Origin of the sequence: Frigoribacterium sp. CFBP 13712, from assembly GCF_014842255.1 — a bacterium.
Classification (GTDB): domain Bacteria; phylum Actinomycetota; class Actinomycetes; order Actinomycetales; family Microbacteriaceae; genus Frigoribacterium.
Window position 1 is genome coordinate 48453 of sequence record NZ_JACYVH010000009.1, and the last position, 23922, is coordinate 72374.

At 71.9% G+C, this 23922-nt stretch carries 15 protein-coding genes; 8 read left to right on the top strand and 7 right to left on the bottom strand.

Annotated elements, in window-relative coordinates; translation table 11 throughout:
• Positions 1 to 10: 10 nt before the first annotated feature.
• Positions 11 to 703, bottom strand: coding sequence for a sugar transferase (locus IFT51_RS13300; RefSeq protein WP_371740809.1), 693 nt, complete (start codon positions 701 to 703; stop codon positions 11 to 13).
• Positions 696 to 1874, bottom strand: a complete 1179-nt coding sequence (locus IFT51_RS13305) for a DegT/DnrJ/EryC1/StrS aminotransferase family protein (protein ID WP_192061575.1) — start codon at positions 1872 to 1874, stop codon at positions 696 to 698. Before IFT51_RS13305 ends, IFT51_RS13300 begins: the two co-directional genes overlap by 8 nt.
• 103 nt (positions 1875 to 1977) lie before the next feature.
• Between IFT51_RS13305 and IFT51_RS13310 the strand changes: the two genes are divergently transcribed.
• The 4 genes from IFT51_RS13310 (at position 1978) to IFT51_RS13325 (ending at position 9835) form a co-directional block, all read left to right on the top strand.
• Positions 1978 to 3027, top strand: coding sequence for a low specificity L-threonine aldolase (locus IFT51_RS13310; protein WP_371740810.1), 1050 nt, complete (start codon positions 1978 to 1980; stop codon positions 3025 to 3027).
• Between the two features lie 84 nt (positions 3028 to 3111).
• Positions 3112 to 5625 carry a M60 family metallopeptidase gene (locus IFT51_RS13315; RefSeq protein WP_192061577.1) on the top strand — a complete coding sequence of 838 codons (2514 nt, stop codon included), beginning with the start codon at positions 3112 to 3114 and terminating at the stop codon, positions 5623 to 5625.
• Between the two features lie 125 nt (positions 5626 to 5750).
• Complete coding sequence (locus tag IFT51_RS13320) at positions 5751 to 6353, top strand: nitroreductase family protein (RefSeq protein WP_192061578.1); 603 nt, start codon at positions 5751 to 5753, stop codon at positions 6351 to 6353.
• Between the two features lie 92 nt (positions 6354 to 6445).
• Positions 6446 to 9835: a M60 family metallopeptidase gene (locus tag IFT51_RS13325; protein ID WP_192061579.1), complete on the top strand. Its 3390-nt coding sequence runs from the start codon at positions 6446 to 6448 to the stop codon at positions 9833 to 9835.
• Between the two features lie 135 nt (positions 9836 to 9970).
• Here IFT51_RS13325 and IFT51_RS13330 read toward each other — a convergent pair whose 3' ends face one another.
• The 4 genes from IFT51_RS13330 to IFT51_RS13345 form a co-directional block, all read right to left on the bottom strand.
• Positions 9971 to 10969 carry a glycosyltransferase family 4 protein gene (locus IFT51_RS13330; RefSeq protein WP_192061580.1) on the bottom strand — a complete coding sequence of 333 codons (999 nt, stop codon included), beginning with the start codon at positions 10967 to 10969 and terminating at the stop codon, positions 9971 to 9973.
• Between the two features lie 32 nt (positions 10970 to 11001).
• Entirely contained in the window at positions 11002 to 12021 is a 1020-nt protein-coding gene (galE, locus tag IFT51_RS13335) for a UDP-glucose 4-epimerase GalE (protein ID WP_192061581.1), read from the bottom strand.
• Between the two features lie 61 nt (positions 12022 to 12082).
• Positions 12083 to 13435 carry a hypothetical protein gene (locus tag IFT51_RS13340; protein WP_192061582.1) on the bottom strand — a complete coding sequence of 451 codons (1353 nt, stop codon included), beginning with the start codon at positions 13433 to 13435 and terminating at the stop codon, positions 12083 to 12085.
• Positions 13432 to 14949 carry an O-antigen polymerase gene (locus tag IFT51_RS13345; RefSeq protein ID WP_192061583.1) on the bottom strand — a complete coding sequence of 506 codons (1518 nt, stop codon included), beginning with the start codon at positions 14947 to 14949 and terminating at the stop codon, positions 13432 to 13434. The genes IFT51_RS13340 and IFT51_RS13345 overlap by 4 nt, the downstream gene beginning before the upstream one ends.
• Positions 14950 to 15073: 124 nt before the next feature.
• Here IFT51_RS13345 and IFT51_RS13350 point away from each other — a divergent pair, with 124 nt between their 5' ends.
• Positions 15074 to 16477, top strand: coding sequence for a polysaccharide biosynthesis tyrosine autokinase (locus tag IFT51_RS13350; protein WP_192061584.1), 1404 nt, complete (start codon positions 15074 to 15076; stop codon positions 16475 to 16477).
• A 34-nt stretch (positions 16478 to 16511) separates the two neighbouring features.
• On the top strand, positions 16512 to 17129 hold the full coding sequence (locus tag IFT51_RS13355) for a phosphoribosylanthranilate isomerase (protein WP_192061585.1): 618 nt from the start codon (positions 16512 to 16514) through the stop codon (positions 17127 to 17129).
• A gap of 43 nt (positions 17130 to 17172) precedes the next feature.
• On the opposite strand, the gene IFT51_RS13360 is transcribed toward IFT51_RS13355, so the two are convergent.
• Entirely contained in the window at positions 17173 to 19362 is a 2190-nt protein-coding gene (locus IFT51_RS13360; RefSeq protein WP_192061586.1) for an ATP-dependent Clp protease ATP-binding subunit, read from the bottom strand.
• Positions 19363 to 19515: 153 nt separating this feature from the next.
• On the opposite strand from IFT51_RS13360, the gene IFT51_RS13365 reads away from it, so the two are divergent.
• Together IFT51_RS13365 and IFT51_RS13370 are read left to right on the top strand one after the other, a co-directional pair.
• Positions 19516 to 23313, top strand: coding sequence for a hypothetical protein (locus tag IFT51_RS13365; protein WP_192061587.1), 3798 nt, complete (start codon positions 19516 to 19518; stop codon positions 23311 to 23313).
• Between the two features lie 53 nt (positions 23314 to 23366).
• Complete coding sequence (locus IFT51_RS13370) at positions 23367 to 23801, top strand: DUF3060 domain-containing protein (protein WP_192061588.1); 435 nt, start codon at positions 23367 to 23369, stop codon at positions 23799 to 23801.
• Positions 23802 to 23922 lie beyond the last annotated feature (121 nt).

The following is a 23922-nucleotide window of genomic DNA, read 5'->3' on the forward strand; positions in this document are numbered from 1 at the left end:
GGCGACGCGGTCAGGCCGTGCGCTCGGCCGCCCCCCGGAACTCCGTCATCGTCGCGACGCCGTCGGCCGAGACCCCCTCGCGCGACAGGACCACGCGCACCGTCCGCAGGAGGATCCGCGCGTCGAGCAGCGGGGACGCCTCGTCGACGTAGCGGACGTCGAGGGCGAGGCGGTCCTCCCACGGGATCGCATTGCGGCCGGCCACCTGCGCCAGCCCGGTCAGCCCGGGGGCGACCTCGTGCCTCCTCGCCTGCTGCGGGGTGTAGCGGTCGAGGTAGATCGGCGGCAGGGGTCGTGGGCCGACGAGACCCATGTCGCCCCGGACGACGTTGACGAGACCCGGCAGCTCGTCGAGGCTCGTCGACCGCAGCAGAGCACCGAACCGCGTCAGACGGTCGGCGTCGGAGACGAGCCCCCGGCTCGGATCGACGGGCAGCATGCTGCGGAACTTCCAGAGTCGGAAGACCCGGCCGTCTCGACCCGCACGGTCTTGACGGAAGAGGATCGGGCGACCGAGCCGCAGGGCGACCGCCGCGGCCGTCACGAGCAGCACGGGCGACAGCACGACGAGGGCGAGGGAGGCGGTGGTCGCCTCGAACGCCCGCCGCGCGACCCGCGCAGGACGTGAGCGCCAGCCCGCACGCGAGACCCCGGTCGGCCGGGTGGTCGGGGCGGCGCGACGCGTCGGCGCCCCGTCACGCACGGACGCCCGCCGCATCGAGAGCGACCGACAGGCGTGAGCAGACCCGGTCGAGATCGTCGTCGTCGAGCACGGAGCCGCTCGGCAGACTGAGGCCCCGGTCGAACAGCGACTCCGCAGCACCCGTCACCAGGTGCCCGTTCGACGCGAACACCGGCTGCAGATGCAGGGGCTTCCAGAGGCGGCGGGTCTCGATCGCATCCGCCGCGAGGGCGGTTCCGACGATCGCGACGGCGGCGGGGTCGTCGAAGACGAGCGACGTCAGCCAGGCGTTGTCGGCGTGACCGGCGTGGCCGGCGGTGAGGCCGGCGTCGGACCCGGCGTCGAGCCCGCCGTCGTGCAGCAGTCGCACACCGGGTCGACCGGCGATCAGCGATCGGTATCGCTCGCGGATCGCGTGCCGCCGGGCGATCATCTCGCCCAGTCTGGAGAGCTGCGCCCGACCGAGAGCCGCCAGGACGTTGCTGAGCCGGTAGTTGTAGCCGATCTCGTCGTGCTCGTAGTGCGCCACCGGGAGGCGCGCCTGACTCGCGACGCGCCGCGCATCGGCCGCGAGCTCGGCGTCGTCGGTCAGCAGCATGCCGCCGCCCGAGGTGGTCATGATCTTGTTCCCGTTGAACGACACGGCCGAGGCGCGGCCGAACGAGCCCGCCGCCCGCCCGTGGCGGCTCGCCCCGAACGACTCGGCGCTGTCGCAGAGCACCGGCACGCCGTGGGCCTCGGCGACCGCGCCGATGCGCTCGAGATCGGCCACCCGCCCGTAGATGTCGACCGGCAGCACGGCCGAGACGGCCTTCCCCGAGGCGGCGAGCGCCGTCAGGGCCTCGTCGAGCAGATCGGGGCACAGGTTGCCGGTCTCGGGGCTGCAGTCGACGAAGTAGGGCACGGCGCCGGCGTGGACGGCGGCGTTGGCCGTGGCGGCGAACGTGAACGAGGTCGTCACGACGAGCGAGCCCGGGAAGACGCCGAGACCGCGGAGGCCGAGATGGAGGGCCGCCGTGCCGGAGGACAGGGCGACGCCGTGACCCGCCCCGACCCGGTCGGCCACCTCGCGCTCGAAGGCGTCGACCTCGGGGCCGAGCGGTGCGACCCAGCCCGAGCGGAGCGCGCGGTCGACGGCGTCGCGCTCGGCCTCGCCGATGTCGGGTGCGGACAGATGGATTCGCGACGCCATGGGTCTCCTCGGTGTATGTGACATACGGATATTACACGTGACGGAGGCTCACGTCGAGGGCCGACCCGCGCCTCCTCGGCTCGCGGTGGTCGATGATGGAGGGGTGACGCGACTCCACGACCCCTCGGCCCACTCGTTCGCCTCCGACAACTACGCGGGGGCTCACCCCGAGGTGCTGCAGGCCCTGATCGACGCGAACGGCGGCCATGTCGGCTCGTACGGCGCCGACCCCTACACGCGGAGGCTCGCCGAGGTCGTCGTCGAGCAGTTCGGCGAGGGTGCCTCGATCGACCCGGTGCTGACCGGCACGGGCGCCAACGTGGCCGCGCTGCAGGCGCTGACGCCGCGCTGGGGCGCCGTGATCTGCGCGACGACGGCCCACGTCTACACCGACGAGGGCGGTGCGCCCGAGCGCCTCGGCGGCATCAAGCTGCTGACCGTGCCGACGCCCGACGGCAAGCTCACCCCCGAGCTGATCGACCGCCAGGCGCACGGCCGCGGCGACCAGCAGCGCCCCCAGCCGCTCGCGGTGACCATCACGCAGAGCACCGAGCTCGGCACCGTCTACACGCCCGACGAGCTGCGGGCGATCACCGACCACGCGCACTCGCTCGACATGCGGGTGCATCTCGACGGCGCCCGCCTCGCCAACGCGGCGGCCTCGCTCGGCGTGCCCCTGCGGGCGATCACCCGCGACGTCGGCGTCGACTCCGTCTCGTTCGGCGGCACCAAGAACGGCCTCGTGCTCGGCGAATCGATCGTGACCTTCACCGAGGAGGCGCGGGCCGGCCTGGTCTTCCTCCGCAAGATGGACGCGCAGCTGCTCTCGAAGATGCGGTTCGTCTCGGCGCAGTTCCTGGCGATGCTCGACGACGACCTGTGGCTGCGGTCGGCCACTCAGGCGAACGCCATGGCCACCCGGCTCGCATCCGGCCTGGCCGACCTGCCCGGAGTCACGATCACACAGGCGGTCGACGCGAACGCCGTGTTCGTGGTGCTGCCCCGGCACACGGTCGAGCCCCTGCGCGAGCTGCACCGCTTCTACGACTGGAACCGCGCCTCCGGCGAGGTCCGACTGATGTGCTCGTTCGACACGACGCCCGAGCAGGTGGATCGACTCGTGGCCGATGCGGCCGCGCTGCTGCGCCCATGATGACATTTCTGCATATGTAATATGTGATGTAACATGAGGTCTTGTTCAGATCCGGCGTCCCGACGCCCCGAACCGAGGACCCTCATGACATCGCTCCGCCTGCGCAACGCTCTGACCGCAGGGCTCGTGCTCGCCCTCGCCGCCCCACTGGTCGTGGCGTCGAGCCCGCATCCGGCCGCGGCCTCTGCCTCTGCCTCTGCCTCTGCGGCGGCGGCGGCGCTCTCGTCCGACGCCGTGCCCGGCGGCCCCCGCCCGACCTCGATCCGCCTCAGCGACGACGACGCGTCGACCACCGTGCTCGTCCACGGGCTGGGCTCCGCGAGCCAGGCGCAAGGCCGCGAGAACCGGTCGATGCGCCACAGCGACCGCCAGCCGACCGGGCGCTTCGCGTCGAACGGCGACACCCTGACCGTGACCGTCCCCGACGACGCCCCCGCCATGTCGATCGCCATCGGCCTGTTCGGGCCGCACGCGGCGTACAACGACGGAGCCGACCGCGGCCAGTGGTCGAGCGCGCTCACCCCGGGCGTGAACACGATCACCGCACCCCTCGACGGCATGGTGCACCTGACCAGCACCGTCGAGGGCGGTTCCGCCGACGTGATCGTCGAGGGCGGACGACCCGTCCCGGTGTTCATCGCCGGTCAGACCACGAACGAGGCGCTGCGAGCCGAGATGACGCGCCTCGCCGACGCCCCGTTCGTCCAGGTGATCGGCGACCGCTTCTTCGGGGACTTCCAGACCGATGCGACGGGCACGGTGATCGTCCGGGTCGACATGGAGACCCGGGTCGCCGAACTCGACCACGCCATCGAGGTCACGAACCGCACCTACGGTCTGCGCGACGACGGAACCGGACTCGCCCGCAAGTCCGGTCACCGCATCTACGTCGCGGCGCCGGACACCGGCGGCGGCTACGCGAGCGCGACGCACGAACGCGTGAACTTCCCCGTCCGGACGGGGGCCGCAGGCGACCTCTTCCGCGCCTCCGCAGACGACCAGTGGGGCTGGTGGCACGAGGTCGGTCACACCTATCAGACCCCGACCTTCAACTGGGCCGGTCAGGGCGAGGTGCTCGTCAACCTCTCGCCCCTCCACATCCAATCGAGCAACGGGTGGCCGAACCGACTCGACCGCATGGTGGGCGGCTTCGACTCGTTCTTCGCGCAGCCGGTCGAGGAGCGGGTGTACATGTCGGAGGGCAACGTCTGGACTCGGCTCTTCCTCTACGACCAGCTGCGCCGGGCGTTCGGCGACGACTTCTACCCCCGGGTGAACCAGGAGTACCGCGTCATGCGCGCCCTGGGCGAGCAGCAGCCCTCGGGCGCCGAGGCCCAGCGGCAGCTGTTCGCGGTGACGACGTCGCGCGTCGCCGACCGGGACCTCTCCGAGTACTTCCGACAGTGGGGCTTCGCTCTGGACGACGAGACGAAGGCCGCCCTCGCCGAGCTGCCGCCCCTGCAGAACCCGATCTGGGAGAACCGGCTGTCGACCGAGCCCGTCGTCGAGCGCGCGGTGCCCGCGTACACCGTCCCGGTGGGCGCGCTCGACGCCGTCGACGAGTCGGTCACCCTCGGTCAGCGCGCCCTCGTGACACCGCCGACGACGCGCGACCTCCGCGACTCCGACGGCGCCGGCGAGGTCGAGGTGCTCGGCACGAGCCTCGACGCGGCGGGTGTCGGCACGGGCGCGGGCGCGGCACGTCTCACCGCCGTGAACGACACCGGCGTCCGCGAGGTCCTCTCGACGCCAGTGACCGTCACCCCCGGCTCTTCCTTCCAGTTCAGGGGCCGGCAGGACCGCGTCGTCGCGACCCTCGCCCTCGAGCCGACGACCGACGAGCTCCGGATGACGGCGGGGACGACCTACACGGCGCACTCGGACTTCGGCGCCGACGAGTACGTCGGAGCGACCGTGTACGACGCCCGGGGTCGCGAGCAGGGGTCCTTCTCCGTCGCCGGGCGCGACACCGCCCATGCCGCCGCCGCGGCGTTCGACGGGACCTCCGTCGGCGAGGACTGGTACATCACGATCCGCCACCGGGAGGCGGGCAGCCGGCTGTCGCGCTGGGACGCCGACAGCCCCGTCGGGCGGAACGACGCGAGGACGCAGCACTACCGGGTGGTCGACGACCGCCTGACCGCCGTCGACTCCGTCCCGACCGCGCCCGACGGCTCGATCTCCGCCGTGCCGGCGAACGGCACGGTGCTGCTGAGCCGCGGTTCGTCGACCGCCGTCCCCGTCACGATCGAGGCGGTGGACCGGGTCACGTCGCTCGAGACCGAGCTCGTGCTCACGGCCCCTGCGGGCACCGTGTTCTCCGGATCGCAGGAGGCGCTGGTCACCGAACTGCGCCTCCCCGGCCGGTCGTGGGCCGCCACCGGCAGCGTCACCGCCACGGACGGCGTGCCGAGCGACGACGGTCGGACGCTGACGCTCACGGTCCGCGGGGCGAGCGGGCTCGATCTGCCCGACGGCGCGCGTCTGCGCTGGGCACCCGTGGTCGCCGTCCCCGACGAGGGGGCGCCGATCGGCGGCGGCCTCGACTGGACCCTGACGGGCACCGCCGGGGGTGCGGCGGTCGCGACCGGGAGCTGACGACCGGCCGTGGGCGGGACGGCGGGCGAGGAGGCGCGGGAATGACGGGTGCGCCCTGATGCGTTACAGGATCGGCGGCCCGATGACGCGCCTCCTCGCCCCGTCCCCCAGCAGAAAGACGCGCCATGTCGATCACCGAGACCACCTCGTCCACCGCCGCCCGCACCGCCGTCACCAGCGTCCCGATCGTCAGCGAGCTCGCCGAGCGCTGGAGCCCGCGCTCGTTCGACGCCGCCGCCACGGTCAGCGACCAGCAGCTCGACGCCCTGCTCGAGGCCGCCCGCTGGGCGCCGTCGGCCAACAACAGCCAGCCGGCGCGCTTCGTCGTCGCCCGACGTGGCACGCACCACTTCGACACGATCGTCGACGCCCTCGTCGGGTTCAACGCCGGCTGGGCCGTGAACGCGTCCGCCCTGATCGTCGCGATCGCCGAGACCTCGTCGGTCGAGGGCGACCTGCGCCCCACCGCCGAGTACGACCTCGGCCAGGCCGTCGCCCACCTCTCGGTCCAGGCGCAGGCCGAGGGTCTGCACACCCATCAGATGGCCGGCGTCGAGTTCGAGCGCATCGTCGCGGCGTTCGACCTCGCCGAGAACCTCAAGCCGATGACGGTCACGGCGGTCGGCGTCGTCGACAGCGCCGACAAGCTGGCCGACGCCCTCGCCGAGCGCGAGACGGCGCCCCGCACGCGCCTGCCCCTCGGCGAGCTCGTCGTCGCCCGCAGCTAGGGCCCCGGCGAGGCCGCCCGCCTGACGGCGGCCCTGACGCTTTCTCAGGTGTGTGATATTCTATATGAGATTTCACTGTCTCAGGGAGCCTCATGCATACGCGTCTCGTCCGTTCCGCCCTCACGACCGTCGTCGTGGCGGTGTTGACCGCCCCGCTGCTCGTCGGGGCCGCGCCGCAGCAGGTGGCGGCGGCCGCGCCCGGCGACTCGAGCCCGTCCGCCGGGCCGTCGTCGAGCCACGGCGCGTCCGACGCCGTCGTCACGTCGTCGACCCCCGGCGGCCCCCGACCGACGTCGATCCGCCTCAGCGAGGACGACGCGACGACCACGGTGCTCGTGCACGGGCTCGGCGACGCGCAGACGGAGAGACAGCGCGAGAACCGCCGGATGCGGCACAGCGACCTCCAACCGACGGCCCGCTACGTCCGCGCCGGTGAGGAGCTGACCGTGGCCGTACCCGAGGGCGCGCCCGCCCTCTCGCTCGTGATCGGTCTCTACGGAGCCCACTCCGAGCACAACGGCGGCGGGGCGCGCAACCGGCAGAACGCGGCTCTCACCCCGGGGGTGAACGTCGTCACGGCGTCGCTCGACGGCATGGTCTTCCTGCGGAGCACCGTCGACGGCGGTTCCGCCGACGTCGAGCTCTCGGGCGGCGAGCCCGTCCCGTCGTTCGTGCTCGGCCAGACGACGAACGACGAGCTGCGCGCCGAGATGGGCCGCCTCCCCGACGCCCCGTTCGTCACCGTGATCGGCGAGCGCATCTTCGGCGACTTCCAGCGATCGCGCACCGGCGCGCAGATCCTCGCCGCGGACGTCCCCGCGCGGGTGGCCATGTGGGATCGCAGCGTCGAGATCACCAACGACACCTACGGCCTGCACGACGGCGCCACCGGTCTCGCCCGCAAGGCCCCGCACCGCATCTACGTCGCGTCGCCCGACAACATCCCCGGGGCGTACGCGACGGCCGGCGACGAGAGCATCAACTTCCCGGCGAACGGGGCCGCCCGCGACCTGTTCGTGCGCGACGAGACCCGCCTCTGGGGCTTCTGGCACGAGATCGGTCACACCTATCAGGCCCCGAACTACCTCTGGGCGGGGTTGAGCGAGGTCACGGTGAACATCTCGCCGCTGCACATCGAGTCGGCCCAGGGCTGGTCGAGCACCATCGACTCCCCCGGTCACCTCAGCACCCTCGACCGCTACTTCGCCCGCCCGGTGGAGGAGCGTTCGTACGCGTCGTCGGGCACGAACGAGATCGTCTTCGACCACCTGCGTCGGGGGTTCGGCGACGAGTTCTACCCTCGCCTCAACCAGGAGATGCGAGTCATCGCCGCCCGGGGCGAGAGCGATTCGCTGACCGACGAGGCGAAACGCCAGCTGTTCGCGATCACGGCGGCCCGGGTGGCCGACCGAGACCTCCGCGAGTTCTTCCGCCAGTGGGGCATCGCCCTGTCGCCGGCCACGTCGACCGCGATGGCCGAGCTGCCGGCTCTCACGGAGCCCATCTGGCGGAACCGGCACAGTCGCGACCGGATCCGCGAGTACACGATGCCGGCCTTCACCTACCCGACGGGATCGATCGACCGGATCGACGAGCAGGTCGCCGTCGGACAGCGACAGCTGGCCACCGCCCCCGAGGCGACGGGGCTCGCGAACTCCGACGGCGTCGGGTCGATCCGGGTTCAGGATCACACCGTCCGCGCGAACGCGGCGGGGGTCGGTGCCGGAACGGCGGGAGTGACGGTCGCGAACGAGTCGGGCATCCGCGAGATGTTCTCGACTCCGCTCACCGTGCGACCCGGCAGCATGTTCGAGTTCATCGGCATCGCGTCCCGCTACATCGGCTGGATGGCGCTCGAGCCCGCCACGCACGAACTGCGGTTCTCCGCCTCGTCCGGCTACCCCAGCCATGACAGCTTCCGCGGGCGGGAGTACGTCGGCGTGACGGTATACGACGACCGCGGTCGCGAACGCTCGTCGCTCTCCATCGAGGGCCAGGACACCGCCCACTCCGTCGCGAAGGCCTTCGACGGCAGTCGCGCCGAGGACGGCTGGTACGTCGTCGTCCGACACCGTGAGGCGAACACGCGCCTGACCTGGTGGGACGACGACGTCCAGCAGCCGCGCGATGCGGCGACCGTGCGCCTCCTGAAGGTCGACGGCACCCGCCTCGTGCCCGTGACGGCGATCCCCGGTCGCGGGGCCGCGGCGACGGTCGCTCGAGGCCTGCCCGGCGAGACCACCGACACCGCGCGGGTGGACGTCCGATCGCGTCAATCGGGTGTGATGACGGTCGAGGCGCCCGCCGGTACGACGATCGCCGATGTTCAGGTCCGTCGCACGAACGACGACCACGCGTGGCCGTCCATCGACTACGACTACGCCGACGACCGGCGTCGCGTGACGATCACGAGTCGGACCGGTGACGGCTCCATCGCCTACGGCCCCGGCGGCGACAACCACGTCACCGTCTCGTTCGACGTCGCGGAGGACGCCCCCGCCGACACCCTGCTCGGCGGCGGGCTCGCCGAGGTGACCGCGGTCGGCGGGTCGATCGCCCTCGCCGGGGCTCACGTGTCCGTCTCCACGTCGTCCGTCGAGCACGGTGCGCTCTCGCCGAGGTCCGCTGAGCAGGTCACGCTGACCCGAGGCGGCACCACCCGCGTGCCGTTCGAGGTCGCCGTCTCGACCGCGGCCCTCACGCGACCCACGGGGACGATCACCCTGACGGCGCCGACCGGCAGCACCTTCGCCGCCGGCCAGGACACGATCCGCGGCGCCTGGTACCGCGACGACCTCCCCGACGGAAGAGGCATGCGCCTGACCGGCACCCGCTCGGCCGACGGGACCCGGTACGAGTACTCGTGGGCGCCCATCGACGATGCGGCACCGAACTGGTCGTCGCCCCGGCACGAGGTGCTGCGCTGGTCGCTCGACGTCGTGACCGCCCGAGACGCCGACCCGGAGGCCGGCGCCCTCGGCTACGCCGTCACCGGCACCTCGGAGACCGGCGCCTTCGACGCCCGCGGTGGCACGCCCACCATCCCGGAGGGCGTCGCGAGCCTCGTCGCCGGCCAGGTCGACGAGACGGTGACCCTGCTGCGGGGAGGGTCGGCCCCCGTTCCGTTCGTCGTCCAGACCACGACCGCCCTCGACGGGCTCACCGGTCGCCTGGAGCTCATCGCTCCTGCCGGCACCGTGTTCACCGACGCCGAGGAGGCGCTGGTCACCCGGGTGCGCGCCCCCGGAGGCCGGTGGGTCGCCACCCCCGACCTGGTGGTCGACGACGCGACGCTCGGGCGCGAGGGGCGCTCGATGACCCTGTCGGTGCGGACGACCGGCGATCTCGGGCTCGAACCCGGTTCGGAGATCCGCTGGGCCGCAGGCGTCGAGGTCACGACCAGCGCGGCCCTCGGCGACGCCGACCTGCGCTGGGTCTTCAGCGGCGAGGCCGACGGACGAGAGGTCGCTGCGCGCGACTGACTCCTCGGCGCGCCGGCGGCGTCGTCCGCCGCCGGCTGCACGTCGACGACAGCCCGGACCGATCGGGCGGCACCGCACAGACGAGGAGGCGCGACCTGCCAGACAGGTCGCGCCTCCTCGGTCTCTCCGGTCGCGTCAGCCGGCCAGGCCGCGGTAGAGCTCGATGTGCGCCGCGACCATCCGCTCGATCGAGAAGCGCTCGCGCATCGGGGCCGCGTTGTCGGCGAAGCCCGCCGCGACGTCCTCGTAGTCGCGCATCAGGTCGAGCGTGAGCGGCAGCAGACTGCCGACATCGGCGACCTCGAGCACGGGGTGGGCGGCCGGCAGCTGCTCGACGACACCGCCGACCCGGAACGAGATCACCGGCAGCCCCGAGAAGCCGCTCTCGGTGACGACCGTGGGCTGCGCCTCCGTCCGTGACGCCACGACCAGGAAGTGCGCGTCGAGCAGGCGCCGCCCGAGCTCGGCGCGGGACTGCGGGCCGACGAAGGTCACGGCGTCGGCCACCCCGAGCTCGGCCGCGAGCCGCTCGAGCTCGGGCCGGAGGGTCTCGCGCTGCGACACGATGTCGAGCACGGCGGGGACCCCTTCGCGGCGCAGGTCGGCGATCAGCCGCACCGTGAGGTCGACCCGCTTGAGCTCGATCAGCTGCCCGACCGAGACGAACCGCCAGGGCTCGCCTCCGGCCGGTCGCCGACGGAGGCGCGACGGGAAGTGCGAGGGCTCGACGCCGTTCGCGATGACATGCATCCGCGCGGGGTCGACCCCGTCGACGATGTCGAGCACGAGAGCGCGCTCGGTCTCGCTCATCACCACCAGGGCGTCGCTGTGCCGATACGCGCCGGCGAGCACCCGCTGCTGCAGCCGCGAGGCGGGGGCCTCGGTCTTGTGCCGCGTGAAGACGACCTTCGACCGGGTCGGGGCGAGCAGACGCACGCACGACCGGGTCAGGTGGTTCAGGTGCACGAGGTCGTAACCACGCCAGCTGGTGTGCAGGCCGGGGGCGACGGGGGTGACGTCGATGCCGGCCGCGATGAGACCGTCGAGGAGGAGCGACTCGCCCGACTCCTGCAGGTTGCGAGCACGGAACTCGGGGGGTGCGCCGAAGATGGCGGCGTCGAGGAGGACGCGCATGATGATGACTCCTGTCGAAGGGGGCGGGACGGTCAGACGGATGCGACCGCGGTGGTGTCGTGGAGGCCGGATGCCCGCGCGGCGTCGGCCCAGCGCAGGGCGTCGGCGATGCCGTCGTCGACGGTCAGGCGCGCCTCCCAGCCGAGCAGGTCGAGGGCGGCCGAGACGTCGGCGAAGGCACCGGCCGTGTCGCCGACCCGCCGCCCCGCGACCTCGACCCGGGGGGCGTCGCCGACGACGCGCGCGAAGGCCTCGACCAGCTCGAGGACGGTCGTGCCCCGACCGGTGCCGAGATTGAGGGCCCGGAACGGCCTGGACGCGTCGACGACCTCGTCGAACCGGTCGACGACGAGGGCGTGAGCCTCGGCGAGATCCCAGACGTGCACGTAGTCGCGCACCCCCGAACCGTCTCGGGTCGGCCAGTCGAGGCCGGTGACGGTGAAGGGCGACCCCGCCTGCCAGGCGGAGACCAGTCTGCCGAGCGCATGACTCGGCGTCGGCAGCTGAAGACCGGTGCGGAGCGCCGGATCGGCCCCGATGGGGTTGAAGTAGCGGAGGGCGACGGCCCGGAGGCCGCCGGCCGTCGCGCCGGCCTCGAGCACGCGCTCGACGACGGCCTTGGTGTCGGCGTACGGACTGAGCGGCGCCAGCGGCGACCCCTCGTGCACGACGCCGTCGATCGGCGTCTCGTAGATCGCCGCCGACGAGCTGAAGACGACGCGATCGAGGCCGTTGCGCGTGAGGCTCGTCAGGAGGGAGACGGTGCGGGCGACGTTGCAGTCGAAGTAACCGAGCGGATCGGCGACCGAGTCGGGCACGACGATCTTGGCGGCGCAGTGCACGACGACGTCGATGTCGGGGTTCTCGCGGGCGATCCGATCGATCAGGGCCGCGTCGGCGATGTCGCCCCGGTAGAAGCGGTGGCGTTCGGCGAAGGCCGCGACACCCGTCGACAGATCGTCGAGCACGATCACGTCGTGCCCTCGGTCGGCGCAGGCCGAGGCGATGGTGCTGCCGATGAACCCGGCGCCGCCGGTGATGAGAACCGTCACGGCCTCCCCTTCGTCTGTCTTCGTGGGCCGCTTTGTAGAATATCACATTGCTGACAGATATTCAGAGATGCGTGACGGGCCCTCGGTCCGATCTCGGACGTCGGACGAGTCGCGCCGCCCTGACGAGGGCGCAGACGACCGCGCCGATGAGCACCGAGGCCATCAGCCACAGCTGCGGGTCGCCCACCCCGGGGGCAGACACGGCCACGAGGCAGACGGCGACCGACGCGGCCGTCGCCACGAGGTCGCTCACCAGCCAGACGCGCAGGTGCCCCCGAGCGGCGCAGACCATCGAGAGGGCCGTCGCCACGCCGCGGACGACGGCGGCGGCCAGCAGGACGACGCCCGCCACGACGACGCCCGGGTACCGGTCGGTCAGCAGCCCGGCGGCGCCCCACTGCACGACCCCGGCGATCAGCGCGCAGGCGAGGCAGACCGCGCCGACGATCGCGACGAACCGGTCGGCACGGAGGGGCGATCGACCCGACCGCGGGTCGATCACCAGACGCCCGACCATGTTCTTGCCCAGATAGACGGGCACGAGCAGCACCAGCGCGGCGAAGCGGTTGGCGACGGCGAAGGTCGCCACGGCCTCGAGTCCCCCGACCATCTGCAGCGCCCACAGCACGACCCACGGCCCGATCTGACCCGCCGAGGCCGCGGCGAGCCCGGTCAGCGTCACGCCTCGATCGCCGGTCGACGCCGCGGTCACTCCTGCGGTCACCCCTGCGGACGACGCCGGTCGCGACCCGAGGAGCGCCTCGACACCCGGCCGACGGGAACACCGGGCGATGGCCGCCAGGACCCAGAGAGCGACGACGGCGTCGAGCAGCACGAGACCGACGGCCGCGCCGAGGGCCCCCGCCCACAGCCCGCCGGCGACGGCCAGAAGACCCGAGACGAGACCCCGGGACCCGTCGACGACCGCGGTCGACACGGTGCGCCCCGACCCCGCCAGCACGCCGACGAAGGTCTCGGTCACCGTGATGCCGCCGGCGGCGAGACCCACCGCGAACGCGGCGAGCGCGAGCTCGGGATGCCCGTAGACGACCGAGAGACCGACCGAGACGACGGCGCCGTCGGCGAGCGCCACGACGCCGAACCAGCGCTTGCGACCGCGGACGGCCTCGGCGAAGGCGACGAGAGGGGATTCCCTCGCCGCGCCTCCTGCACCCTCCGTCGCGGTGCGACGACGGGCCGCCGAAGCCGCCGCCGACACGGCGAAGGCGGAGCTGCTCAGCGAGGCGACGCCGAAGACCGTCGCCTGCACGAGCGAGAACAGCCCGAACTCCGTCGGCGAGACGACGAGCGCCAGGGTGGTCAGCGCGACGAACTGGACGCCCTTGCCCGCCAGCCCGGAGGCGGCGGCCACCGCCGGGCCCGACCAGGAGGCGCGCGAGGGTCGGGCGGTCACGGCGCCGCCACCGCAGGCACGGGCTCCGTGGCCGTGGCCGTGGCCGAGGCCGTGGCCGGGAGCCTCGCCGCACGGTCCGCCGCCTGCTGGACCGCCCGCTCGGCGGATCGATGGCGGATCGAACCGAGCCAGATGGAGAAGACCACGGCCGCGAGACCGAGCAGGATCGTGGTGACGGTCGTCGTGGAGGTCGACCGCACCGTGGCGAGCAGCGCGGAGAAGACGACGCCGTAGACCGCCGCGTCGACGGGACGACCGAGGCCTCGGCGGTCCCATCGACCGAAGGTCATGCCGAAAGCGACGAACAGGAGGGCCGAACCTGTGGTGCCGAAGTTCAGGAACGACTCGGCCACGATCGAGTAGCCGATCGCGTAGTGCTCGACCCTGTCGCGCAGCAGCGTGCCCACGAGGCGCGGATCGACCGCCGAGTACTCACGGTCGACCCCGGCGAGCAGCTCGACGAAGCGGATGGTGCCGACCGCGAAGGTCATGCCGTGACGATGGGCCTCACCCTGATCGACCCACGACACGGTCTCGACGACTGGTCTCAGGGTCGCGCCCATCTCGACGGTCGCCGCGAGCGGGGAGCCGAGCATCTCGCCGACGCTCGTGTCGGCGAGACCGTCGTCGCGGATGCGTTCGACGCTGCTGACGACGACGAGTCCCGTCACGACCACCAGCACCGCGATCACCTGACGCGGCATGGGACGGAGGCGCGCGAGGACGACCACGAGGCCGACGAGGGCGTAGAGCGCCGACGACCGCGACCCCATCACCAGGGTGCTCGCGGCGAAGACGCCGAAGAACACCAGCCCGACCGTCCGGACGGACGACCTGCGGCCCGCGACGACGAGCGACATGCCCGAGAGCGTGAAGGTGATGCCGGCGGTGAGCGACGGGTTGGCCGCGACGGTCGCGTCGTACAGCCGCTTGCCCCCCTGCCCGAGCAGCAGCCCGGGCTCGACGAGGGCGATCGTGCCGAGGACGTAGGCGACCGTGACGACGACGATGACCGTGCCGGTGAGGGTCATGGCCGCCTCCGTCTGCGCGCGCGCCCGCCCCGCCTCGTCGTCGAGCGCCTGCACGGCGGGACCGGAGCCGGTCGGCCGCCGTCGTCGTCGTCCGAGCAGGACGTAGCCGAGCGTGAAGGCGAGCAGAGCCTGGGCCACGAGCCAGACGGCCCGGAGGACCTGGCCGTTCGGGGTGAACCACAGCGAGAAGTAGTCGACGTCGTCGCCCGGGATGTCGGCCCCGGCGAGGGAGAACGCCACGAGCGGCACATGGAAGAGGACGAGCACGACGAAGAACATCGGCCCTCCGCTCCAGAGCCCGAGGGGGGCAGATCGGACGAGCAGACCGGTGCAGACGACCGCCACGACCACGGTGAGGCCGAACACGCGCATCTCGGCACCCACCCCGGTCGGGACCCCGGAGAGGAGCGACCACACCAGGACGATGGCGACCGCGAGGGCGGCGATCGCACGTGAGAGGCCGAGACTTCCAGGAGAGGACATGAGTGACATAGTAGAATATCATGTTGATATGGGCAACAGCAATCTGAGGGCCCATCACTCCCTTGTGATCGATCCTCAAATGTGTATAGGATGCTACATATCAATACTCAGCCCAGGGAGAACCGTGACCTCATCCACCGTCGGCGACGTGGCCAAGAAGAACTGGCTCCTCCTGATCGCGTCACTCGTGCTCGGCGCCTTCGGGGGTGTCGGCCTCGCCTCGATCCAGCCGCCGCTGTACACGTCGACCACGCAGGTCTACGTCTCGGTGGACCTCACCGTCACGCAGAGTGCGAACGATCTCCTCCAGGGCGGCAACGCCGCCGAGCAGCGCGTCCGGTCGTATCTCGACCTCGTGACGAAGTCGACGGTGCTCGAGCCCGTCGCCGAACACCTCGGCGTGACCCGCCAGTCCCTCGCGACGCAGGTGTCGGCCTCATCACCCTCGCGCAGCGTGCTCATCGACATCACCGCGACGGACCCCGATCCGACCCGGGCCCGCGACATCGCGGACGCCGTCAGCGAGCGCTTCCGGGACGTCGTCGAGAACGAGATCGAGCGCCCCGCCGGCTCCGACGCATCGTCCGTCACCCTGCTGGTCACCGAGCCGGCCGAGATCCCCTCCACCCGGTCGTCGCCGTCGCTGCGGACCAACGCGGTGATCGGCGCACTCGTCGGCCTCCTCCTCGGCCTCGTGGCGGCCGCCGCTCGCATGGTGCTCGACACTCGCATCCACGGGGCGGCCGACGTCGAGGCGTCGTTCGCCCCGCCGGTCGTCGGCTCGGTCCCGTTCGTCCGCGACACCGCGGAGCGCCCCCTGATCGTGCAGCACGCCAACCGCGGTCGGGCCGCCGAGGCCTTCCGCACGCTGCGCGCGAACCTCCGCTTCCTCGACAACGGCGCATCGAAGCGAGCGTTCGTCGTCAGCTCGGCCCAGCAGTCGGAGGGCAAGTCCACGACGGTGACCAACCTCGCCGTCGTCCTGGCCGAGACGGGAGCCCGGGTGGCGCTCGTCGACGGCGACCTCCGACGCCCGCGCGTGGCCGACATCATGGGGCTCGAGGGGGCCGTCGGCCTCACCGACGTCCTGATCGGCCGCTTCGAGCTCGACGACGTGCTGCAGCCGTGGGGCGCTCACGCGCTCAGCGTCCTGCCGGCCGGCAGCGTGCCGCCGAACCCCAGCGAGCTGCTCGGATCGGCGCAGATGCAGCTGCTGGTCGAGTCGCTGACCTCGCGCTTCGACTACGTGCTGATCGACGCGCCCCCGGTGCTGCCGGTCGCCGATGCGACCCTGCTGGGCGCCATCACGAACGGCGTGCTGATGGTCGCCGCCGCCAAGAGGTCGAAGCGCGCCGAGCTCGCCGCCGCCCTCCGGGCCTTCGACATCGCCGACGTCCGCTGCCTCGGCGTCGTCGTCACCATGACCCGCTCCAAGAAGGCGAGCGACGGCTACGGCTCGGGGTACTACGACCAGGGCGCGTCCGACGGTCGGCCCTCTTCGAGCCCGGCACCGCGCCTCCCGGTGTGACCCTCGCGGTCGACCTCGGGGCAGACTGTCCGTCATGCGCACCTGGGTGAAGATCTGCGGACTCACGACCGACGAAGCCGTCGACGCCTCCGTCGAGGCGGGCGCCGACGCGGTGGGGTTCGTGCTGGCCGCGGGCAGTCCGCGCACCCTGCAGCCGTCCGCCGCGCGACTGCTGGTCGGCCGGGTGCCGTCGTCGGTCGAGACGGTGGGCGTGTTCCGCGGTCAGGCCGTCGCGGAGGTCGTCGACCTGGCACGCGCCGCGGGGGTCGCGACCGTGCAGCTGCACGGAGACGAGTCGCCGGGCGACGTGGCCACGGTGCAGGCCGCGGGGTTCCGGGTCATCCGGGCCGTGAGCGTCGACGCGTACGCCGACGAGTCCGAGGAGGCGCGGCGCGGGTTCCGTGAAGACGCACTGCTCATCGACGCGGTCGCCCCCGGAGCCGGCGCCGCCTTCGACGGCGCCCCCCTGCTGGCCGCTCCGCCGCATCGCGACTGGATCCTGGCCGGCGGTCTCTCCCCCGAGACCGTCGCCGCCCGCATCGACGAGCTGCGACCCGCAGGGGTCGACGTCAGCTCGGGTGTCGAGTCGTCTCGCGGGGTGAAGGACGTCGGGCTGATCCGCGCCTTCGTGGCCGCGGCCCGAGCCGACTAGAACAGGTCGGGCCAGGTCGGGTCGGGTCTGCGGCCAGTCGGGTCTAGGGCAGGTCGTCGAGCACCTCGGCCTCGGGTTCGACCACGTCGAAGCGGGCGACCGTGAGCGAGTCGCCTCCCGGAGCGACCTCGACGCGGACGGTGTCGCCGTCGACGACGTCGCCGCCGAGCAGCGCCATCGCGAGCTTGTCGTCGATCTGCCGCTGCATCAGCCGGCGCAGCGGTCGTGCACCGTAGATCGGGTCGTGCCCGCGCTCCGCGAGCCAGGCGCGGGCGTCGGGGGTGACCGCCAGCGACAGGCGACGATCGGTCAGGCGGCGGCCGAGACGGTCGACGTAGAGCGACACGATCTGCCCGAGGTCGTCGGCGGTGAGCGTCGAGAACACCACGATGTCGTCGAGACGGTTCACGAACTCGGGCTTGAAGGCCTGCCGGACGAGCCCCTGCACGAGCTCCTCCTTCTCGGGGTCGCTCAGGGTCGGATCGGTGATGACCTGCGACCCGAGGTTCGAGGTCAGCACGAGGATCGTGTTCCGGAAGTCGACCGTGCGCCCCTGGCCGTCGGTCAGCCGGCCGTCGTCGAGCACCTGCAGCAGCACGTCGAAGACCTCGGGGTGCGCCTTCTCGACCTCGTCCATCAGCACGATGCTGTACGGACGGCGGCGGACAGCCTCGGTCAGCTGACCGCCGGCCTCGTACCCGACGTACCCGGGAGGCGCGCCCACGAGACGGGACACGCTGTGCTTCTCGCCGTACTCGCTCATGTCGATGCGGACGAGGGCCTTCTCGTCGTCGAAGAGGAAGTCGGCGAGCGCCTTGGCGAGCTCGGTCTTGCCGACGCCGGTCGGCCCGAGGAACAGGAACGAGCCCGTGGGGCGGTCGGGGTCGCTGATGCCCGCGCGGGTGCGCCGGACGGCCTCGCTGACCGCCGAGACGGCCGCGCGTTGACCGATGATGCGCCTCCCGAGCTCGCTCTCGAGGTGCAGCAGCTTCTCGGTCTCGCCGCTGAGGAGGCGCCCCACCGGGATGCCCGTCCAGGCCGCGACGACCTCGGCGATGTCGGAGTCGGTGACCGAGTCGCTGACCAGGCGGTCGCCGGACTTCTCGAACGACTCGGCGTCGTGCAGTCTCTTCTCGATGTCGGGGATGCGTTCGTAGCTGATGCGGGCGGCGTCCTCGTAGCGCCCCTCGCGGAGCGCGCGGTCGGCGTCGATGCGCGCCTCGTTGAGGTCGCTGCGGAGGGTGCCGATGCCCTGCAGGGCCGCCTTCTCGGCCTGCCAGCGCGCGTTCAGATCGTCGTAGGCGGCCTGCTGCTGCTCGATCTGCTCCCGCAGGGCGGCGAGTCGGGCCTTCGCCGCGTCGTCGGTCTCCTTCTTGAGGGCTAGCTCTTCGATCTGGAGGCGCACCAGGCCCCGGTAGAGCTGGTCGAGCTCGACCGGCGACGAGTCGATCTCCATCTTGAGTCGCGAGCCCGCCTCGTCGACGAGGTCGATGGCCTTGTCGGGCAGCTGGCGACTGGGGATGTAGCGGTTCGACAGGGAGGCGGCCGCCACGAGGGCGCCGTCGGTGATCGTGACACCGTGATGCGCCTCGTAGCGCTCTTTGAGGCCACGCAGGATGGCCACGGTGTCCTCCACGCTCGGCTCGCCGACGTAGACCTGCTGGAACCGGCGCTCGAGCGCGGCGTCCTTCTCGATGTACTGGCGGTACTCGTCGAGGGTGGTGGCGCCGATCAGACGGAGCTCGCCCCGGGCGAGCATCGGCTTGAGCATGTTCGAGGCGGCGACGGAGCCCTCACCGCCGCCGGCGCCCATCAGCGTGTGCAGCTCGTCGATGAACGTGATCACCTGGCCGTCGCTCTTGGTGATCTCCTTGAGGACGTCCTTCAGGCGCTCCTCGAACTCGCCCCGGTACTTGGCGCCGGCCACGAGTGCGGCCAGGTCGAGGCTGATGAGCCGTTTGTCTTTGAGACTGTCGGCGACGTCGCCGGCGACGATGCGCTGGGCGAGACCCTCGACGACGGCGGTCTTGCCGACACCGGGCTCGCCGATCAGCACGGGGTTGTTCTTGGTACGGCGGGTCAGGACCTGGCTGATGCGGCGGATCTCGGAATCGCGACCGATGACGGGGTCGAGCTTGCCGCTGCGGGCGATCGCGGTGAGATCGACGCCGTACTTCTCGAGAGCCGACTTCTGCTTCTGGTCGGAGGCCGGGGCACCCTGCATGTTCGCCATGGAACAGCCTTTCTCGAAACTTGAGTGGGACGGACTCAAGTTTACGCGCGGGCGCTCGAAACACAAGCGGTCCTCTGTTTGGAATTACAGATGTTTTAAGTAAGCATGTCATCTGCTGCGCCGCGTCCGACGGCGCCTCACGAAAGCGATCACATGAGAAGAACCATCCGGAGACTGCTGACCGGCGGGGTCGTCGCAGCACTCCTCGCCGGGGGCATGACCCTCCCCGCGTCAGCAGCGCCTGCGCCCACCTCGTTCAGTTCACCATTGGTCTTCCAGAATCCCACGGGCGGTTACATCGCCTACTCCCCCGGGCCACCTGTCGGCGACATCGAAATGCGGAGCTTCCGCGCGACGACCCACGCGACCTACTCTCAAGCCGCTGGGTCGGCCGTCTCGGTCTCTCTGCCGGACCCCGGCGCCGGCGACGCCATCGTCAAACTCGCCGGCGGTGAATGCCTGACCACCCTCGATGGGGCGGGGCCGGGTCGCACCCTCGTCGCATCGAAGGCCTACTGCGGCGGGTACGGCTACACCTGGTCCGTCACGCGGGATGGCCGCGTCATCTCGTTCTTCGGCTCCACGGGCATGGGGCCGACCCAGCCAGCTCAGACGGGATACTGGCCGTTCACCGGTCTGCGCCCTCTCCTCTCCGCCGGAGGCTATCCGCTCGGAGGCAGCCGATTCGAGGCCGACCCGCTCGTCGTGCGCGTCGACCGCGTGAACGACATCGCCCGCACAGCCGTCCTGTCGGGTACGGCGACGAAGAACGCCCAGGTCCGAGCTCAGGGTCGGACGACGACCGCGGACCCGACGACCGGCATCTGGTCGCTCGATGTCCGTGATCTCGCGGTAGGGGCCAACAACATCGATGTGATCCAGCGAGTCGGAGGCGTCGATCGGGACACCCAGACGGCACGCATCGACATCGTCGACGGCGGGCGAGTCGTGCCGGCGCCGGTCTCTTCGGTCGAGCTGGCGCGGGGCGGCGAGACCGAGGTGCCCTTCATCGTCTCGAACCGAGCAGCCCGAGCGAACATGACGGGCGTCGTCGAGCTGACGGCCCCCGAGGGGTCGACCTTCACACCGGGGCAGACACGCGTCACCGCAGGGGTCAACACCGCGGGCGAGGGCTCGGCCTGGACCCCGCTCCCCCGTCTCGACCTCACGAACGGCCGGGTCGGAGACGGCGGCCGGACGATGACCTTCGATCTGGCCAGCGGCTCGGGGACTCTGGCCGCGGGTCAGTACTACCGCTACGGGCTGTCCGTGACGACCCCCGCCTCCTCGGCTCCCCTCGAGTCGAGCATGAGCTACGTGTACCGCGGCGACAGCTCGGCCGGCGACTACCGGGCCGCCGGCAGCACCGCGACCACCGTCGTGGGCTCGGCGGACATCGACACCCGCGTCGGGGCCAGCACGCCCGGCGGCACCACGGACTGGGGACGCAGCGACGTCCAGGCGACCGAGGTGCAGGGGGCGATGACGCTGACCGCCCCCGAGAGCACCCGCTTCGCCGACGCCGAGGCCCGGCGCACCTCCGACGACACGGCCCGCGACGACCACCGCGTCGCCTACTCGAACGATCGACGCACGGTCACGATCGACGGGCCGACCGACGGCTCCGCGGTCTGGGGCTCCGCGCACCAGTACGCCGCGTTCCGTCTGGCCCTCGACGCCGACTCCGAGCCCGGTGCCGTGCTGACGGGCGGCGAGGTCGCCGTCCGCGGCGCCGGCGGTGCCACGCTGGCCGAAGGGGCATTCCAGGTCGCGGTCGACGAGGCCGTGCCCACCCTGACCGCCGAGATCACCCTGCTCGACGACGTCACACGACCCGCCACCATCGGCGGCGTCGGCGACGACGGAGGCACGGTGACCGTCCGTGAGGGCGACGCCGTGCTCGGTGAGGCGCGCGTCGTCGACGGTCGCTGGTCGCTCGACGTCCCCGTCTCGGTCGGACCCGGCCGCCACACCCTCACGGCCTCGCAGTCGGTCGACGGACGCCCGTTCGGCAGCGTCGAGGCCGCGCTCGACCTCGGCGCCGCCGTCGACGTCGTCGAACCGGCGAACGGCAAGATCGTCCCCGGCCGGACGACCGTGCGGGGCACGGGCGCACCCCGAGCCGAGATCACCGTCACCGCGGCGGGCACCACGGTCGACACGACCGTCACAGCGGACGGAGCCTGGGAGGCGCGGGTCGAGATCCGCCCCGGCCACACCGCCGTCGCCGTGACCGCATCGCAGCACGCCCGCGGTGACATCGTCACCACCGACACGGCGCAGGTCGTGCCGGACTCCCCGCAGGAGCTCCGCGAGGTGGTCGTCACCGAGCCGTCGTCGCACTTCTACACGCCGCTCGAGGGCACCACCGTCGAGGGGACGGCCACGCCGTACGCGACCGTCGACATCCGCGTCCAATGGGGCTTCACCATCGCCACGGTCGAGGCCGACGTCGACGGTCGATGGGCCTTCGACCGGGCGTTCGGGCCCTCGGCCCGGTACGAGCTGACGGCCACGCAGACGCTGGTCGACGGCAGGACGTCGTCCTCCCCCGTCTTCGAGCTGTACGCCGACGGCTCGTTCGTGCCCGTCGTCGTGACCAGCCACGAAGACGGCGGCACCTACGTGCCCGGCAGCGTGACCTTCACCGGCCGGGCGACGCAGGGCGCCTACATCGAGGCGCGCAATCAGTACGATCGCCTGCTGTTCTCGACCCGCGCCTCGCAGGTGGCCGGCGTCTGGACGGCCTCGACCGGACTCGGACCCGTCGCGACGTACGAGATCACCGTCACCCAGAAGGCCCCGGACGGCACGACGGGGCAGACCAGGCTGACCCTCTCGCCCGACCTGCCGTTCCGCGACCTGGCGGTGACCAGCCATGTCGACGGGGAGACGTACCGGCCGGGCCCCGTGCTGTTCACCGGCACGGGCACGCCGACCGGACGCGTCGTCGCGACGAACCAGTTCGGCGTCGTCGTCGGCGAGACCACGATCGCCACGGACGGCAGCTGGTCGTTCCGACGCGATCTCGGACCGGACGCCGATTACGACCTGACGTTCACCCAGCGGTTCCGTGACGAGGAGGACTCGGTGCGACTGCGCCTGCTCGCCCCCGTCTGGCAGCCGATCACGATGACCAGCCCGTCGATCGGCGACCGCTACACGCCGGGCGAACCGACCGAGTTCACCGGCCGGGCCACCCCCTTCTCGACCATCACGGCCACCACCGCGCTCGGCGGGACGCTCTTCTCGGTCGAGACGGGAGCCGACGGCGTCTGGCGGAGCACTCGGGTCTACGGCCCGGACAACGTGTACCGGATCGACATCGCCCAGGTGGCGCGGAACGGCCGCACCGACTCCCTCGACACCTTCGTCTGGGCTCCGGACCTCCCGTGGGCACCGCTCGCCGTGACCAGTCACGTCTCCGGCGAGACCTACCGGCCCGGCGAGATCGAGCTGCGCGGGACGGGAGCCCCCGGTGCCGTGGTCGAGATCACGAACCAGTGGGGGACCCTGATGGGCCGCCCCGAGGTCGGCGGCGACGGGACCTGGTCGATGCACCGGACTCTCGGACCGACCGCGGACTACGTGCTGCGCCTGGTCATGACGAAGGACGGACGACAGGACGAGATCGCGGGGTTCGAACTCCGCTCTCCCCGGTTCAGCGACATCGAGCTGACCGCCCCGAGCCCCGGCGAGGGATACATCGAGGGTCGCGACTACACGGTGACGGGGCGGGCGACGCCGTTCGCCACCATCCGCGCGACGACGTCCCTCGGCAATCCGCTCTTCGAGACCACGGCGGACCGCGACGGTCGGTGGGCCCACACCCGGCGCTTCGGCCCCACGCACGTCTATGTGATCGACCTCACGCAGGAGACGCGCGCTGGAGAGACCGGCGGGTACCCGCGATTCACGTTCGCACCGGCCGACGAGGCGGGCGCCTCCTGATGCGGGCCACCCGGCGCGCCACGACAGACGAGACGATCGAGGAGAGGAACACCATGACCAGACGACCGACGCGATCCCTGCGACTCCTCGCGGCCCTCGGGGCGGCGGCGCTCCTGACCGGATGCACCACCGGCGACGACGATCCGGACGGGGGCCCGTCGTCACCGACGCCGGCCGTCGCGACGACGGAGGCGAGCCAGACCGTCTACGGAGAGTGCGTCGACGGGGTGGCCACCATCCTCGCCGACGACCTCGACGGACGCTTCGAGCTCGGCGACTGCTCGACCGTGAGCGTCGTCGGGGTGGACGGCGACATCGTCCTCGGCCAGGTCGAGCGCCTCGTCCTCGAGGGCGACCGGAACACCGTCGTCGTCGCGGAGGTCGCACACGTCGCGTTCGGCGGGAACGGCAACGTCGTCGAGCACGGCGGCGCCGAACCCGAGGTCGTCGACGACGGCGACGAGAACCGGATCGCGCCGACCGACTGAGTCCGCGGAGCGGCACGACGCGCACCACCCAGAGGGGCATCGCCGCCGGCGGTGCCCCTCTGGCATGTCGTCCGTGTCGCTTATTCCGATGACATGTGTCATTAATGAGAGTCGTGATCCT